Annotated in this window: 20 protein-coding genes; 19 read left to right on the top strand and 1 reads right to left on the bottom strand. The window is 32.1% G+C overall.

Going from position 1 to position 16,595, the window contains the following annotated elements; translation table 11 throughout:
- The first annotated feature begins 72 nt into the window (after window positions 1–72).
- The 19 genes from pxpB (at window position 73) to holA (ending at window position 16,095) form a co-directional block, all read left to right on the top strand.
- Window positions 73–807 carry a 5-oxoprolinase subunit PxpB gene (gene pxpB, locus L987_RS07875; RefSeq protein WP_077461038.1) on the top strand — a complete coding sequence of 245 codons (735 nt, stop codon included), beginning with the start codon at window positions 73–75 and terminating at the stop codon, window positions 805–807.
- Complete coding sequence (locus L987_RS07870) at window positions 797–1,804, top strand: biotin-dependent carboxyltransferase family protein (RefSeq protein WP_011302975.1); 1,008 nt, start codon at window positions 797–799, stop codon at window positions 1,802–1,804. The genes pxpB and L987_RS07870 overlap by 11 nt, the downstream gene beginning before the upstream one ends.
- Window positions 1,804–2,250 (top strand): acetyl-CoA carboxylase biotin carboxyl carrier protein, encoded by a 447-nt coding sequence (locus L987_RS07865; RefSeq protein WP_011302976.1) that lies wholly within the window; start codon window positions 1,804–1,806, stop codon window positions 2,248–2,250. The genes L987_RS07870 and L987_RS07865 overlap by 1 nt, the downstream gene beginning before the upstream one ends.
- Window positions 2,251–2,272: 22 nt before the next feature.
- Complete coding sequence (locus L987_RS07860; RefSeq protein WP_011302977.1) at window positions 2,273–3,631, top strand: acetyl-CoA carboxylase biotin carboxylase subunit; 1,359 nt, start codon at window positions 2,273–2,275, stop codon at window positions 3,629–3,631.
- Window positions 3,632–4,390 (top strand): 5-oxoprolinase subunit PxpA, encoded by a 759-nt coding sequence (pxpA, locus tag L987_RS07855; protein WP_011302978.1) that lies wholly within the window; start codon window positions 3,632–3,634, stop codon window positions 4,388–4,390. It begins immediately after the preceding gene.
- 3 nt (window positions 4,391–4,393) lie between these two features.
- A complete protein-coding gene (locus L987_RS07850; RefSeq protein ID WP_011302979.1) occupies window positions 4,394–5,626 on the top strand; it encodes an NRAMP family divalent metal transporter in 1,233 nt (410 codons plus the stop codon).
- A gap of 226 nt (window positions 5,627–5,852) precedes the next feature.
- On the top strand, window positions 5,853–6,539 hold the full coding sequence (gene mtnN, locus L987_RS07845; RefSeq protein ID WP_011302980.1) for a 5'-methylthioadenosine/S-adenosylhomocysteine nucleosidase: 687 nt from the start codon (window positions 5,853–5,855) through the stop codon (window positions 6,537–6,539).
- A 16-nt stretch (window positions 6,540–6,555) separates the two neighbouring features.
- Window positions 6,556–7,083, top strand: a complete 528-nt coding sequence (locus L987_RS07840; RefSeq protein ID WP_011302981.1) for a YqeG family HAD IIIA-type phosphatase — start codon at window positions 6,556–6,558, stop codon at window positions 7,081–7,083.
- Entirely contained in the window at window positions 7,084–8,190 is a 1,107-nt protein-coding gene (gene yqeH / locus L987_RS07835) for a ribosome biogenesis GTPase YqeH (RefSeq protein WP_011302982.1), read from the top strand.
- A 12-nt stretch (window positions 8,191–8,202) separates the two neighbouring features.
- The gene (gene aroE / locus L987_RS07830) at window positions 8,203–9,000 is read left to right on the top strand and encodes a shikimate dehydrogenase (protein WP_011302983.1); all 798 of its coding nucleotides are present in this window, start codon (window positions 8,203–8,205) and stop codon (window positions 8,998–9,000) included.
- 14 nt (window positions 9,001–9,014) lie between these two features.
- Window positions 9,015–9,305, top strand: a complete 291-nt coding sequence (gene yhbY / locus L987_RS07825; RefSeq protein WP_002483139.1) for a ribosome assembly RNA-binding protein YhbY — start codon at window positions 9,015–9,017, stop codon at window positions 9,303–9,305.
- Window positions 9,305–9,877 carry a nicotinate (nicotinamide) nucleotide adenylyltransferase gene (gene nadD, locus L987_RS07820; protein WP_011302984.1) on the top strand — a complete coding sequence of 191 codons (573 nt, stop codon included), beginning with the start codon at window positions 9,305–9,307 and terminating at the stop codon, window positions 9,875–9,877. Before yhbY ends, nadD begins: the two co-directional genes overlap by 1 nt.
- Complete coding sequence (gene yqeK / locus L987_RS07815; protein ID WP_011302985.1) at window positions 9,867–10,451, top strand: bis(5'-nucleosyl)-tetraphosphatase (symmetrical) YqeK; 585 nt, start codon at window positions 9,867–9,869, stop codon at window positions 10,449–10,451. The genes nadD and yqeK overlap by 11 nt, the downstream gene beginning before the upstream one ends.
- Entirely contained in the window at window positions 10,452–10,805 is a 354-nt protein-coding gene (gene rsfS, locus L987_RS07810) for a ribosome silencing factor (RefSeq protein WP_011302986.1), read from the top strand.
- 2 nt (window positions 10,806–10,807) lie between these two features.
- Window positions 10,808–11,524, top strand: a complete 717-nt coding sequence (locus tag L987_RS07805; protein ID WP_002483143.1) for a class I SAM-dependent DNA methyltransferase — start codon at window positions 10,808–10,810, stop codon at window positions 11,522–11,524.
- Between the two features lie 47 nt (window positions 11,525–11,571).
- The gene (locus L987_RS07800) at window positions 11,572–12,294 is read left to right on the top strand and encodes a helix-hairpin-helix domain-containing protein (protein ID WP_011302987.1); all 723 of its coding nucleotides are present in this window, start codon (window positions 11,572–11,574) and stop codon (window positions 12,292–12,294) included.
- A gap of 80 nt (window positions 12,295–12,374) precedes the next feature.
- A complete protein-coding gene (locus tag L987_RS07795) occupies window positions 12,375–12,836 on the top strand; it encodes a ComE operon protein 2 (protein WP_002483145.1) in 462 nt (153 codons plus the stop codon).
- 131 nt (window positions 12,837–12,967) lie between these two features.
- On the top strand, window positions 12,968–15,049 hold the full coding sequence (locus L987_RS07790; protein ID WP_047503935.1) for a DNA internalization-related competence protein ComEC/Rec2: 2,082 nt from the start codon (window positions 12,968–12,970) through the stop codon (window positions 15,047–15,049).
- Between the two features lie 71 nt (window positions 15,050–15,120).
- Entirely contained in the window at window positions 15,121–16,095 is a 975-nt protein-coding gene (gene holA / locus L987_RS07785) for a DNA polymerase III subunit delta (RefSeq protein WP_011302989.1), read from the top strand.
- 116 nt (window positions 16,096–16,211) lie between these two features.
- On the opposite strand, the gene rpsT is transcribed toward holA, so the two are convergent.
- Window positions 16,212–16,463, bottom strand: coding sequence for a 30S ribosomal protein S20 (rpsT, locus tag L987_RS07780; RefSeq protein WP_002483148.1), 252 nt, complete (start codon window positions 16,461–16,463; stop codon window positions 16,212–16,214).
- Window positions 16,464–16,595: the final 132 nt, after the last annotated feature.

The raw sequence follows: 16,595 nt of genomic DNA, 5'->3' as shown, positions 1-16,595 counted from the left end.
TAGAAATGTTGAATGTACAACTTAGTTTGTTTTTATAATAAGTTGTGATAATTAACAAAGGGGGCAACGTTTCTGGAATATAAAATCATTAATGAACAAACCATCATGATTTATTTTGATGAACAGATTGATCCTGATACTTTTAAAGAAGTACAGCGAATAGAACAGTATATTAAGGATCAAAGTAATAAAGCTATTTTAGAAATAATACCTTCGTATCGCGCAATTATGTTGACTATCGATATCACTCAAAGCGATGCGACAGAAATCATAAACAGCTTGGACTTAGGCAATGTTGATGTTGATGCAGGACTGACATCAAACTCACAATTTAAAATTTTACATATACCCGTATACTATGGTGGTGACCGTGGCCCAGACATAGAAACAGTCGCGAAACATAATCAATTAACTTCAGAAGAAGTTATTAAATTACATACTGAAAATACCTACCTAATATATATGCTGGGCTTTATGCCAGGTTTCCCATTTTTAGGAGGGTTAAATAAACAATTACATACACCCAGAAGAGAGGAACCGAGGACAAGTATTCCTGCGGGTTCTGTTGGTATTGCAAATAACCAAACAGGATTATATCCAAAATCTTCTCCAGGTGGTTGGCAAATTATCGGACAAACACCTATACAAGTGTTTGATATAAATCGAGATCCAATGTGTTTATACAACTCAGGAGATTATATTAAGTTTTATGCTATTAATGAACAAACCTTAAATCAGATTGAAGAGGAACAAAAAAGTAATCAATTTGATATTGAAAAGTGGGTGACAGTAAGTAATGAGTATTAAAATATTAACGCCCGGTTTGTTTAGTACAATCCAAGACGAAGGGCGAATTGGTTATCAAAATCAAGGGTTTTCAACAGCTGGTGCATTAGACATCTATGCGTATAGACTTGCACAAACATTAATTAATAATGAAGGACCTGCAATAGAAGTTACAATTATCGGCCCGTCCATTCAATTTTCAGCAGATAATACCTTTGTTATAACAGGTGCTCAGTTTGACGCTACTATTAATGATGAACCTATATCTCATCAAACGGTTATTAAAGCACAAAAAGGCGATATATTAAAGTTAAATTCAGCGTTACATGGTGCCAGAGGATACATAGCTTTTGGACAACCTATCAATGTACCTTTGATAGCTAATAGTTATGCCACACACACCCGTAATCAAATTGGCGGCTATAAAGGACGAGCTTTAAAAAAAGGTGATGTATTGACTATTCAACAAAACGATCACTATTTATCTCAGATAGGTATAAGTGCGCGTATTGAAAATGAAAACGATGAACAACACACGATTCATATTATAGAAGGGCCACAAATAGAGCAGTTTTCAGAAGAAGTAAAAGCAAAATTAACATCTGAATCGTTTGAAATTTCAGAAAAATCTGACCGTATGGGATTCCGCTTACAAGGCGAAAATATTGCGCCAACCAATTCTGCAGATATCATTTCAGAACCAGTAGCACTTGGTAGTATTCAAGTGCCTAACGATGGTAATCCCATTATCTTACTGAATGATAAGCAAACTGTGGGAGGCTATACTAAAATTGCAACAGTTTGTGCAGCTGATTTATCGATACTGGCACAAAAACAGCCAGGTGAAACCATCCGATTCCAATGGATATCAGTCGAAGATGCAATCAAGACACTAAAGCAAAAAGAAAAATGTTTTTCTGAAAAAAGAAAAGAAATAATAAAAAATCCAATTTTTGAAATAAAACAACTTCGACCAACAGCGTCACGAATCAAAAATTTATTAAAAGGGGAATTATAATGAATTTTGAAAAAATAGAACAGTTAATTAAATTAGTTAAAGAGAACGACGTTAAAAAATTTAAATATAAAGACTATGAAAACGAAATCGAACTTGATTTTACTGAGAATGATGCAAATCATATTACATCAAACCAAGCAGAAAAAAATGATAGTAATAAAATAGATAATGCTAAAAATGAAGAGAATGATTCAACAAATGAGCATACATATCAACAAATTAAATCTCCAATGGTAGGCACATTTTTCTTACAAGACGAAAAAGAGTTAACAAACCCTATTATACAAGTGGGTGACGAAATTAAAAAAGGAGATACAGTCGGATATATTGAAGCGATGAAAGTGCTTAATGAAGTAACAAGCGATGTTTCAGGCGTTGTAGAAGAAATTTTAGTTGAGCACGGTTCGAGCGTAGAATACAATCAACTGATTGTTAACGTAAAATAAGTCAAATAAAGGGGTGTTTGCATTGTATCGTTGTCTGATAGCAAATAGAGGAGAAATTGCTGTACGTATTATAAGAGCGTGCAGAGAACTAAATATTGAAACTGTTGCAATCTATGCGATAGGTGATGAATCAAGTTTGCATGTAAGTTTAGCAGATCAAGCTGTTTGTATAGGTGAGGCAAATCCACTTGAAAGTTATTTAAACCAAGACAGAATTATTAGCGCAGCCAAAATAACACAAGCTAACGCGATTCATCCAGGGTATGGCTTTTTATCGGAGAGTGCATCGTTTGCCCAAAAAGTTGAAGAGAACGAGATTTATTTTATTGGTCCTACTAAGACAACTATGGAAATGATGGGGGATAAAATCACTGCTAGACAAACAGTTGATAATGTCGGTGTTCCTATTATTCCGGGTTCTACAAGTGCTGTTGATTCGATAAGTGAAGTGAAATCTATTGCTCAAGATATTGGTTATCCACTTGTGTTAAAAGCAGCGAGTGGTGGTGGCGGTAAAGGTATACGTATTATCAAAGAAGAAGCGTCACTCGAAAAAGCTTTTAAAGAAGCTAAAAGTGAGGGTGAAAAGTATTTTGATGATGACCGTATTTATGTTGAAGCTTTCATCCCTATTGCAAAACATGTGGAAGTTCAAGTTATCGGTGATGGCAAAAATAATTTTATTCACTTAGGTGAAAGAGATTGTTCTGTACAAAGGAAAAATCAAAAGTTAATTGAAGAATCACCATGCGCTGCAATTTCTGAGTCGATGCGAGAAGCAATGTGTAATGATGCTGTTAAAGTGGCGCGTGCATCTCATTATCGCAGTGCAGGCACCATTGAATATTTAGTTACGGATGATGCGTATTACTTTATAGAAATGAATGCACGCATTCAAGTTGAACACACAGTAACAGAGATGAGAGCAAACAGAGACTTATTACAAGCACAATTGTATCTCATGCAACATAATGAACTACCATTCACACAAGAAGACATTACTTTTGATGGTCATGTCATTGAGGCAAGAATCAATGCAGAAAATCCAGAGAAACAATTTCAACCTACACCAGGCACTGTAGAAGCTTTACATCTGCCACAAGGCTTTAATATACGTGTTGATAGTTTGTTATATCACGGATATAAAGTTTCACCATATTATGATTCATTAGTTGCAAAGGTGATTGTGAAGTCTTCCACTAGACAACTTGCTATTAATAAATTAAAAGTAACACTTGATGAAATGGTCATCGATGGTTTTACGACAACTGCTGATTTTCTGTATGCTGTATTATCTTATCCTGAATATGCTGATGGTGATGCAAGCCAAGTAGACATTAAATTTTTAGATAGACATCAAATTTTAAAGGAGGAAGTATAAATGAAAGTAGATTTGAATTGTGATTTAGGAGAAGCGTTTGGTAACTATTCATTTGGTGGTGACAATCAAATTATTCCTTTAATAACATCAGCAAATATTGCATGTGGCTTTCATGCTGGCGATCAACATGTGATGAACGATACCATTAAACTTGCAAAAGACAACGGTATAGGTATCGGCGCACACCCAGGACTTCCTGATTTACAAGGCTTTGGCAGAAGAAATATGGATTTATCTCCTGAAGAAGTTTATGATATTGTTGTTTATCAATTAGGTGCATTGAATGGTTTTTGTAGAATTCATGACGTTAAGATTAATCATGTTAAACCGCATGGTGCACTTTATCAAATGGGAGCAAGAGATAAAGTTATTGCGCATGCTATTGCAAAAGCAGTTTATGACTTTGATCCGACTTTAATCTATGTGGGACTTTCTAATACTTTATTAATTTCAGAAGCACAGGCTTTAGGATTGTCCACAGCTTCTGAGGTTTTTGCCGACAGACGTTATGAAGACGATGGACAGTTAGTAAGCAGAAAAGAAGCTGATGCATTGATTACCAATACAGATGAAGCGATTAAACAAGTGATAAATATGGTTAAATTTCAAAAAGTAATTACAAAAAATAACAATACAATAGATATTAAAGCAGATACTATTTGTGTGCACGGCGATGGGGCACATGCAATTGAATTTGTAACACAAATTAGAGAACAATTAACGAAAGAAGGCATTTCAATTACAAGGTTAGGGGGCTAAGCAATGGGAGAAAAATTAAGGTCAGACGAAAAAGATTTCCAGTTTACTAAAAATCACAAAAGGTTATTATTAGGTTCTGTGTTTTTAATGGCAACATCCGCGATAGGACCAGCATTTTTAACACAAACTGCTGTATTTACAGCACAATTTGCATCTAGTTTTGCATTTGCAATTTTACTATCTATATTAATTGATATTGGTGCACAGATTAATATTTGGCGTGTACTCGTTGTTACAGGTAAACGTGGACAAGAAGTAGCTAATGAAATTTTTAATGGACTGGGTACATTTATATCAATCCTCATTGCAATTGGTGGTCTAGCTTTTAATATTGGTAACATAGCCGGTGCTGGATTAGGTTTGAATGCGATATTTGGGTTAGATGTTAAAATAGGTGCAGCAATTACTGCCGTTCTTTCAATTGCAATATTTATTAGTAAAAGTGGACAAAAGATAATGGACGTCGTAACAATGTTTTTAGGTGTATTGATGATTATCGTTGTCGCTTTTGTTATGTTTAAAGCCAATCCACCCTATGCTGAGGCTGCAAAACATTTAGTGATGCCAGAGCAACCACTAGCGCTTGTTTTACCAATTATCACATTAGTTGGTGGTACGGTTGGCGGATACATTACTTTTGCTGGCGCACATAGAATATTAGATTCTGGAATTAAAGGTAAAGATTATTTACCATTTGTAAATAAGGCTGCGATTTCAGGTATATTAACAACTGGTGTACTAAGAACATTATTATTCTTAGCTGTATTAGGTGTAGTAGTAACGGGCGTTACATTGAATGCTGATAATCCACCTGCTTCTGTATTTGAACATGTGTTAGGACCTATAGGACGAAATATTTTCGGTATTGTACTATTTGCGGCTGCAATGTCTTCAGTTATTGGCTCTGCATATACAAGTGCAACATTCTTAAAAACATTACATAAATCTGTTTATAATAAAACGAATATTATTGTAATTAGTTTCATTGTAGTGTCAACGTTAGTATTTTTATTCTTAGGCAAACCTGTCACGTTACTTATTGTAGCAGGTGCACTAAATGGTTTGATTTTACCTATTACATTAGGTACGATATTAATTGCTAGTAAACGTAAATCAATCGTAGGAGATTACAAACACCCGACATGGATGCTTTGGTTCGGGATTGTTGCAGTAGTCGTAACGATTGTAATTGGTATCTTCTCGCTTCAAGGTTTAACTGAATTATTTGGTAGCTAAATGAAAATAGATAATACCCTGACTTATGGTTACAATACATTAAGTTCAGGGTATTTTTCATGTTAAATTTTTAAAATAAACGAATTTATGATAGTTAATATAATTAAAAAGTTTAAATAATTTCAATAATTATTATTTTATGCAAAAACATTGAACTATTATCGAGCTATGTGTTCAAATATGGTAGAATAACAAAGGCTAGGATTTTAAAATGAGGTGAAATATAATGATAGGTATTATAGGTGCTATGGAAGAAGAAGTAGCTATCTTAAAAGATAAAATTGTTAACTTAGAAATAATTAATGTTGCTCATGTTGTTTTTTATAAAGGGCGTTTACATGATAAAGAAGTTATCTTGACTCAAAGTGGTATTGGAAAAGTAAATGTTGCAATTTCTACTACTTTATTAATAAATCGTTTTCACCCAGATTTAATTATTAATACAGGTTCGGCGGGTGCATTAGACAAATCACTTGGTGTCGGAGATATTATAGTAAGTGACATGGTAGCTTATCACGATGCAGATGCAAGAGCATTTGGTTATCAATTGGGTCAAATTCCTCAAATGCCTGCACAATTTGTTGCGGATAGCCATTTAATTGAATTAGCAAAAGAAGCAATAAATGATCAAAAATGGGTTGCTAAATCTGGTTTAATTGTAAGTGGAGATAGTTTTATTGGCACTGCAGAACAACGCGCAGATATCAAAACAAACTTTCCACAAGCCATGGCAGCAGAAATGGAAGCAACAGCGATTGCCCAGACATGTTATCAGTTTAACCTACCATTCATAATTACACGTGCTATTTCTGATTTAGCAGATGGTGATGCAGGTATAACATTCGAAGCATTCTTAGAAAAAGCAGCAATTGCTTCAAGTCAAATTGTTGATCGTTTAATTAAAACTATATAAAAAGGTGAAATAAAACATGGGTATGATAAAGCACTATTTTATGCCAAACGAATATGTACAATCTATTTTTCAAATTGATATAGAAAAACTCGCAAATTCAGGCGTAAAAGGTATAATTACAGATTTAGATAACACACTTGTAGGATGGGATGTAGCTGATCCAACAGAAGCAGTAAAAGAATGGTTCGATAGAGCAAAAGAACTCGGCATAACTGTAACAATTGTTTCAAATAACAACGAACAACGCGTAGGCAATTTTTCAAAATCATTAAATGTGGACTATATATTTAAAGCAAAAAAACCCAGAGGTCGCGCCTTTAATCAAGCATCTAAATTAATGAATTTGAATCCAGAAGAAATAGTTGTCATTGGAGACCAAATGCTAACAGATGTGTTTGGCGGAAATAGACGCGGATTATTCACAATTATGGTTGTCCCAGTGAAAAAAACAGATGGATTTATAACGAAGTTTAATCGCATGATTGAACGTAGATTACTACAGCATTTTAGAAAAAAAGGTTATATTAAATGGGAGGAAAATTGATTGGCAGAAACTGAGATATTAAAATGTATCGGTTGTGGCGCACCCTTACAATCTGAAGATTTAGATGCGCCTGGATATGTTCCAGAAAGTAGTCTTTATAAAGAAGACGTTATTTGTAAAAGATGCTTTAGGTTAAAAAATTACAACGAAGTGCAAGATGTAGGCTTGGATAGTGAAGATTTTTTAAATTTACTTAATGGCTTAGCAGACAAAAAAGGTATTGTTGTAAATGTTGTGGATGTTTTTGACTTTGAAGGATCTTTTATTAATGCAATCAAACGCATTGTTGGAAATAAACAAATCATTTTAGTAGGTAATAAACTAGACTTATTACCGAAACAAATTAATAAACGCCGTGTAAAAGAATGGTTGAAGAAAACAGCGAGAAAATACGGCTTAGATGCAGAAGATGTCATTTTAATTTCTGCTGAAAAAAATGAGGGTATCGAAGATTTATTGAATGCTATTAATACTTTGAGAAATAATGACGATGTCTATATTGTAGGGACTACAAATGTAGGTAAATCTACACTGATTAATAAATTGATAGAGCGCAGTGTGGGTGAAAAGAATGTAGTTACCACTTCTCGATTCCCTGGTACAACTTTAGATATGATTGATATACCACTTGATGACACTTCGTTCATGTATGATACACCTGGTGTGATTCAAGAACATCAAATGACGCATTACGTAACGGAAAAAGAATTAAAAACAATTATGCCTAAAAAAGAGGTTAAACAACGTGTATATCAATTAAATGAAGGACAAACATTATTTTTCGGTGGTTTAGCACGTATTGATTATATAAGTGGTGGTAAACGACCATTAGTATGTTATTTTTCAAATGATCTTAATATCCATAGAACTAAAACGGAAAATGCAAATGAATTGTGGCGTAATCAATTAGGGGATGTATTGTCGCCCCCTAATAACCCAGATCATTTTGATTTGCAAAATGTTAAAGCCGTACGTCTAGAAACAGGTAAAGAAAAGCGTGATGTTATGATTTCTGGATTAGGTTTTATTACCATTGATGAAGGTGCTAAAATCATTGTTCGTGTACCTAAAAATGTCGATGTCGTATTACGAAATTCTATAATGTAAGGCGGGTTTAATGTGAAGTACGCAGTGATAGGCAATCCTATTGATCACTCTTTATCACCAGTTATGCATAATGCAAATTTTGCAGCTTTAAATGATTTATCATCTTATGAAGCGATTAATATTAGAAACGAAGACTTTCATCGTATCAAAGAGATAATTAATGACAAAGCACTTTCTGGATTTAACGTTACAATACCACATAAAGAGCGTATTATACCCTATCTGGATGAAATCGATGAACAATCAAAAACAGTTGGAGCAGTTAATACGGTGAAAATTGTGGACGGGAAATGGATTGGTTACAATACGGATGGTATTGGATATGTAACAGGTTTAAGACAAGTATATCCAGATTTAGAAGATGCATATATATTAATTTTAGGCGCTGGTGGTGCGAGTAAAGGGCTCGCTAATGAACTAAAAAAATTCGTTAGACCCAAACTTACAGTAGCCAATAGATCTATGGATCGATTTGAAAGTTGGCAATTAGAAGTGAATAAAATTAGTTTACAAGAAGCTGAAGCAGCATTATCAGAATTTGATATTATTATCAATACAACGCCAGCAGGTATGAATCAAAATAAAGAGGTTATTATTAACCTTGATAATTTGGATAGTCACACGTTAGTGAGTGATATCGTTTATGTACCATTTAAGACACCTATTTTAGAAATTGCAGAAGCTAAAGGAAATCCTATTCATAATGGATTAGATATGTTCGTATACCAAGGTGCTGAAAGTTATAGAATTTGGACAGGTGAATTACCACAAATTCAAATAATGAAAGACACTGTTTTAAAATATTTATAAAAGGAGATTGAATTATGTTAACAGGTAAACAAAAAAGATTTTTACGAAGTAAAGCCCATAACGTAGATCCAACTTTTCAAATAGGGAAAGCTGGTATTAATGACAATATGGTAGCGCAAATACAAGATATTCTAGAAAATAGAGAGTTAATTAAAATACATGTATTGCAAAACAACTTTGAAGATAAAAATGACTTAGCACAATCATTAAGTGATGCAACACGTAGTGATATTGTACAAGTAATCGGGTCGATGATTGTACTTTACAAAGAATCACAAGATAATAAACAAATTCAGTTACCATAATGGCTAAATCGATTGTCTTATATGGTGGGCAATTTAACCCGATTCATATCGCCCACATGGTCGTAGCTAGTGAAGTTAACGCATTTATAAAACCGGACGTATTTTATTTTATACCTAGTTTTATATCTCCGCTAAAAGAACATACAGATTATTTGGAAGGTCGATATAGAGTTGATATGATTCAATCTGTTATAGATGATCTGGGTTTTGGTCGTATCTGTTTAAATGAAATAGAAAGACGAGGACAAAGTTATACCTATGATACAGTGATGTACATTTTAGATAAGCATCCTGATGCAAAACTTTATCTTGTGATAGGGACAGACCAATATAATCAACTGCATAAGTGGTTTAAGATTAATGAATTAAAATCGTACATTACTTTTGTAATCGTCAATAGAGATAAAACGACACAAGAAGTCGAATCAGAAATGCTATCGATAACAATTCCACGTATTGATATAAGCTCAACATTAATTAGAAAAAGAGTGAAGAATAAAGAGAATATTCAAGCACTCGTTTCTCCAAGTGTTGAACAATATATCCGAGAGGAAGGATTATATGAAAGTTAATGAAGCAATAGAAATTGTCAAAGAGAAATTGCCTGAAAAGCGGTTTAACCATTCATTAAGAGTGGCTGAAACTGCGGTTAAATTAGCAGATATTTATGATGGTGATAAAGATAAAGCAGAACTTGCGGGTGTATTACACGATTATTCTAAATATGATGATTTAGGAACGATGTATCAAGTTGTTACGCAACATGATTTAGATAGCAATCTATTAAGTTATGGTTCGGAAATTTTACACGGACCTGTTTGTGCGGTTATTATGAAAGAGAAGTATGGTATCGATGATGAAGAAGTATTATTAGCGATAAAAAACCATACGACAGGTCGTGCTCAAATGACAAAAACAGAGAAACTTGTCTTTATTGCAGACTATATAGAACCTGGGCGTCAAACCCCAGGCGTTGAAGAAATTAGAGATTTAGCATACAATAAAGGTGGCTTAGATAAAACAATATATGAAATATCTAAGCGTACCGTTTTATATTTAATTAATAAAGATATTAATGTCTATGACGCGACGATTGCATGCTTGAATTATTACAATTACAGTGACGAAAGAGTAAAGGATGATTAAATGAAATCAGATCAATTATTAAAATTAGCTGTGGAAGCAACTGAGAATAAAAAAGCAGAAGATATTATTTCTTTAAATATGCAAGGTATTAGTGATATGACAGACTATTTTGTGGTTTGCCACGGAAATAATGAAAAACAAGTTCAGTCTATCGCACGTGCAGTCAAAGATGCAGCTAATGAAGCGGAAATTGAAGTTAAACGAATGGAAGGCTTTAATGATGCGAGATGGATTCTTATTGATTTGGCAAATGTAGTCGTACACGTATTCCATAAAGATGAAAGAGATTATTATAATATTGAAAAACTGTATAGAGATGCACCTCTTGAATCATACAGACAGGCTGTTTATTAAAAATGGCACAATATGAAGAAATGAGCTTGTTTTATGATCAGCTAACCTTAGATCAACCGTATGAAGATTGGCTAAGCATTGTTAATCATTTTGCAGGTAAAAAGCATTCTATTTTAGATATTGGTTGTGGAACCGGTAGTTTAACATCGCTGTTCACTGAATTTGAGCAAGTGACAGGAATGGATCTTAGTGTTGATATGTTAGCTATAGCTGCTCAAAAATCTAATGTTGTTAATTGGATTGAAGCAGATATGACTGATTTTGAGCTTGAACAACATTTTGATGTCATTACAATATTTTGTGATTCTTTGAATTATTTACCTGAAAGAGAAAATGTTTCAGATACATTTAAAAATGTTTATCGACATTTATCTCAAGATGGTGTCTTTATGTTTGATGTTCACACAGCTTATAAAATGAATACATTGTTTAATAATCAAAGTTATATTGACGAATCCGAAGATGTTTTCTTAGGGTGGGAAGCTGTCCAAGGCGAAGAACCTCTGAGTGTTTGGCACGATATGTCGTTTTTTATTAAACAAGATAGTACGCATTATACTAGGTTTGATGAATCACATTATCAGCAAACTTATACTGAAAATGAATATACAGCGATGTTAAAAGAAGTAGGTTTTAACCATATACAGACTTTTGTTGACTTTGACATAAACAATCACACTGAAAATGGTTATAGATTATTTTTCATAGCTAAAAAATAAAAGTAAAATCACTCCCTTATACGTGTTAAGTATAAAGGAGTGATTTTTTGCAATTAGACTGGTCAAAATGGAAAGTAATTTTTGAGAAAAATAAATTAGTGATCATAGTTGGATGCGCGTTAGTACTATTGCTTGCTATTTGTTGTTATAAATTTTTAAATGTCAGCAATACAGATGACAACAGCAATGCAAACTTAAGTACAAATGATGATTCCACATTAATTAATGAACAAAGTACCAATAGTAAAACAATTGCTACTAATAATGATAATGCAAAATCAGTAAAAAATGATAAAAAGGGTAGCTTTATTTTTGTTGATATTAAAGGTGCTGTACAGCATCCTGATATTTATAAGATGAAAGATACGGATAGGGTTAAGCAATTAGTGGACAAAGCAATTTTATTAAAAGATGCTGATCTTTCAAGTGTGAATTTAGCTGAAAAATTACAAGACCAGAAAGTCATTTATATTCCGAAAATTGGTGACAAAGATCAAAAAGACATTAATATGAATCATTTTGCTTTAAAGAATAACCACACAGAAGATAGTAAAAAAGGTAATAGTACAATAAACTCAGAACAAATAAATATTAATGATGCAACAGAATCTCAGTTATTAACGATAAATGGGATTGGACCGACTAAAGCTAAGGCTATTATAGAATATAGACAACAACATGGCCCTTTTGAGTCTGTAGAGCAATTAAAAGACGTAAATGGTATTGGAGCTAAGACTTTAGAAAAAATCGGTTCAAAGCTGACTATATAACTTTTAGTTGCATTATGGTTCAATTCAAATTAATCTATAATTAATCAAAAAATATAATACATATATGGAGGTAAATCATCATGGATCGTATCAAATGGGAAGAATACTTTATGGCTCAAAGTCATCTTTTGGCTTTGCGTTCTACGTGTGAACGTTTGTCAGTTGGTGCTACTATAGTGAAAGATAATAGAATCATTGCAGGGGGCTATAACGGTTCGGTTTCAGGTGAAGTTCATTGTATTGATGAAGGGTGTTTATTAGAGGATGGCCATTGTATCAGAACAATACACGCTGAGATGAACGCTTTACTTCAATGTGCTAAACAAGGTGTTTCTACAGATGGCGCTACAATCTATGTTACTCATTTCCCTTGTTTGAACTGTACAAAATCAATCATACAATCTGGTATTGATACAATATATTATGCCGAAGATTATCATAACCATACATATGCATTGGAGTTATTGAAACAAGCAGGTATTGAGTATAAAAAAATTTCATTTGATCAAGAGCATGTAGCACAATACTTATTAAATAAATAGCCACGGTTTATTATGGCATAGCATATTTAGTTGGCATTCTTTGGCTACATCTCAAATTTCTTTCAATACTTCTTTTTATATTCCTTATATTTTTACTTAAAATAAAGCAGTTCAAATGGCAGCAAGTTATTATGATTATAATTGTTCCTTTTATAGCTTTTGGATTATTTTATAGGTATTATCATCAAACGTTAGAATTTCAAAATGATATGTTAAGTAAATCTTTAATTGCTAATGCAAAATTTATCACTAAACCTGTCATTAGCGACAATACTCTAAGTGGTAAACTCCAAATTGATAGCGATTATTATCAATATTATTTTAAGCCGAACAGAAAAGTTAAATCTTCGGATTCGTCTGAATTATACCGACGCGATTGTAAAATCCATGGTGCTTTTAAATTTAATGGGGAAGGAATAAGTAGAAAATTATATATCAATATAAAAAGCTTCGATTTATCAAGTTGTAAGTCAATATCAATGGGTTGGATGTCTCTGGTCGATTTACATAAGCAATATATTTATAAGCGTCTTGTTACAGAACACAACGATGATCCAGGTAAAATAATTGCATTGATTACGGGAGATACTTCCAAGATAAAAGACCATCAATTAGATCAAATTAGAGAAATTGGTATTTATCATTTACTAGCAATAAGTGGGACACATATCACAGCTTTAGTTAGTATTATTTTTTATACTTTGACTAAAGTCAGATGTCCCTTATTTTTGATAAAAGCTATTATTTTTATTTTGTTACCCATTTATACTATTTACACTGGTATGGCTCCAAGTGCTATTCGTGCAGTGTTAGTTGCGCTTATTCTTCTATTACTTCCGAAAAAGTTGTACAAACATTCTATGAATGTTCTTTTTGGTGTTTTTATTTTAATCACACTAATTTCTCCACAATTAATATATAATATTGGATTTCAGTTTTCATTTTTTATAACTTTTTGTATTCTTTTTGCACTCCCGATTTTAAAAGACGCTAATATCGTCAAAAGCATGATTTTTGTCAGTGTTATAGCACAACTTTCATCTTCCATTATTAGTGCAGCCCATTTTAATCAAATCCAATGGATAGGTATCTTAGCTAATTTATTCTTTGTTCCGTTTTACACATTTATTTTATTTCCTGCCTCGTTAATTTATTTTGCTTCGCTTCATTTTCCTATTAAAGTTACAATTTTTACAAAATGCCTAAATATATTGCTCTTGATTCATGATTACTTTGTTTCTATTTTTATGAAATTCTCTACTTTAAAATGGTTCACCCCCGAATTATCTTCATTTTTTATTGCGATTGCTGTGTTTCTTATCATTGTTGCACTTATTTTATTCGTTCATAAGCATTATTTTCTTTTTTTATTGATTCTAATAAGCATATTTTTCATTTTAACCATTTTACCGAAATCAAATGATTACAGATTAACTATGTTAAACGTGAACCAAGGAGATGCTATATTATTTGAAACGGATAAACAGGAATCTATGCTTATAGATACTGGGGGTGTATTGATTAAAAAAGGTATGAAAGACAACCACATGCTATCAAAACGAAAGATTCTGCCCACTTTAAAAAAGCATGGTTTACCTAAAATTAATTATTTGATTATTACACACCCACATGTTGATCATATGGGAGAATTAAGCTATCTAATAGGAAAATATCAAATAGATCATATAATAATAAATGCAAATAGCTTTAGCTTAGAACAATTAAAAGCGCTAACGTTACAATGTAAAAAACATAAGGTTAAATTATTAGATTTTAAAACTTTTAATCATATCGTACTTAGCAAAGCAGATATTCGTTTGTTAGATGCTACAATACAAAATTCAGACGATCTAAATGAACATTCTATTATTACCTACATACAATATAATAAATATAAAATGTTATTTATGGGCGATGCTTCAAAACATAATGAATCTCTTTTACTTAATAAGTACAAACTTAATAATTTGGATGTATTAAAAGTAGGTCATCATGGAAGTAAAACAAGTTCTAGTTCTAACTTTGTCAATATAATGCATCCTAAAATCAGCTTAATTTCAGTTGGACAAAATAATAGATATAAATTACCTAGTACCGAAGTTATTACTAGATTGAAAGCAATAGGATCTAAAATATATATGACAAGTCTCTCTGGGGAAGTCACAATTACTTTATCAAATTCGATACAAATTAAATCACAATTTGGTAAATGATTTGGGTAGAGAGAACAAATACTGCGTGATATAATAATTTAATGTGTAATAGAGATGAAAGGGTGCTATATATGAGCAATAATATAATAACAATTTACGGAGAAGTACCTGAACTTATAGAAAAAAAGTCAGCAGAAGAAATAAATAACTATTTAAATGCACCTAAAGATGATTTTAATTTCGTAAAATATAATTTATACGAACATGATTTGGCACCCGTAATAGAAGAATCATTGACCATGCCTTTTTTCTCTGATAAAAAAGTAGTACTTGTTCAAAATGCATACCTATTCACTGGTGAAAAACCTCCTAAAGATTTGAATCATAACATAGATCAACTCATTGAATTTATTGAAAAATATGATGGAGATACGTTGATTATTTTTGAGGTATATCATAGTAAATTAGATGAGCGTAAGAAATTGGTGAAAACATTAAAAAAGAATGCCCAATTAAAAAAAATAGAGCAAATGTCAGAAGAAGAAATTATGCAGTGGATGAAAAAAGAGCTTCATGAAAATTTTAAAGATATCAAACAAGATGCACTTGACCTATTTATAGAATTAACAGGCGTTAATTTTAATATTGTTAAACAAGAACTCGAAAAATTAATCCTTTTCTTAGGTGACAGATCAACAATTAATAAACAAGATGTGTACCAAATTGTTAATAGAAGTTTAGAACAAAATGTGTTTTTACTAACAGATTATATTCAAAAAAATAAAAAATCAAATGCAATTCAATTGGTTAATGATCTGATTGCAATGAAAGAAGAACCAATTAAGTTATTAGCATTAATTACCAGTAATTATCGACTTTTTTATCAGTCTAAAATATTAAGTCAAAAGGGTTATAGTGGTCAACAAATTGCCAAGACAATAAATGTACACCCATACAGAGTAAAATTAGCGCTTAATCAAGCAAGAAACTACCAACTTGAAAATTTGCTAAATATTATAGATTCCTGTGCTGAGACGGATTATAAATTAAAATCATCTTATATGGATAAACATCTCATATTAGAGTTATTTATTTTATCGCTGTAGTTTTAAACAAAGCAATATTATCCCGCTGTGCATACATTAAATTGGGAGTATTTTAAAAGGATACTTATTTAAAAAAAGATATAAAAAAAGTTCAAGCAATTGCTTGAACTTTAATATTATTTAGCAGCTGTCATTAATGATGACTTAATACGAGCAGCTTTGTTGTCGTGGATTAAGTTGCGTTGTGCAGCTTTATCTACTTTTTTCAAAGCAAAACTCAATAAGTCAGCTTTGTTATCAGCATTTGATTCTAAAGCTGAATGAGCTCTTTTAACTGCTGTACGCATTTCATTTTTTTGAGAAATATTACGTTCTTCAGCAGTATGTGTTGTATTAACACGTTTAATTGCAGATTTGATGTTTGGCATGTGTGTCACCTCCTAAAAGTGATCTTCGCTATCAAAATGAATTTGATTACAACAAGAAATATTTTATCAAAACAAGCGACTTTCTGCAATCATTTATTTATGAGCCGCCCGTAAATTCAATATAAATGATAT

This window comes from Staphylococcus sp. ZWU0021, from assembly GCF_000798895.1.
GTDB lineage: Bacteria > Bacillota > Bacilli > Staphylococcales > Staphylococcaceae > Staphylococcus > Staphylococcus saprophyticus.
The sequence above is the reverse complement of the archived record's forward strand: the minus strand, read 5'-3'. Positions and strand labels throughout refer to the sequence as shown.